This window comes from Mycobacterium sp. UM_Kg27 (genome assembly GCF_000972905.1).
In the GTDB taxonomy this organism is placed as follows: domain Bacteria; phylum Actinomycetota; class Actinomycetes; order Mycobacteriales; family Mycobacteriaceae; genus Mycobacterium.
The window spans coordinates 1-253 of record NZ_JRMM01000373.1 but is presented as its reverse complement, the minus strand read 5'-3'; the positions used below and the strand labels follow the sequence as shown (position 1 = coordinate 253).

Annotated in this window: 1 protein-coding gene; it reads right to left on the bottom strand. The window is 65.2% G+C overall.

The annotated features are described in order from the left end of the window. On the bottom strand, nucleotides 1–211 hold a 211-nt coding region (locus LI94_RS21695), incomplete at its 3' end, for a transposase (protein ID WP_046302566.1). Nucleotides 212–253: the final 42 nt, after the last annotated feature.

The window sequence follows — 253 nt, the reverse complement described above, 5'->3', positions numbered from 1 at the left end:
GCTGCCGTGCTGCACGCAGGTCGGTCGACTCCAACGTGGTGGTGCCGGCCTTGACGCCGTCATCGATGTCGGCCTGGCGCAGCCACTTGGTCAGCGTCATCGGGTGCACCCCGAAATCGTTGGCGACCGCCTCGATGGTCACCCCGGGATCGCGGTTGCGGGCGACCCGGACAACGTCGTCACGGAACTCTTTCGGATAAGGCCTGGGCACAATGACATCCTTCCAGCCCACCCCGCAAGGCAAGCCAACTCA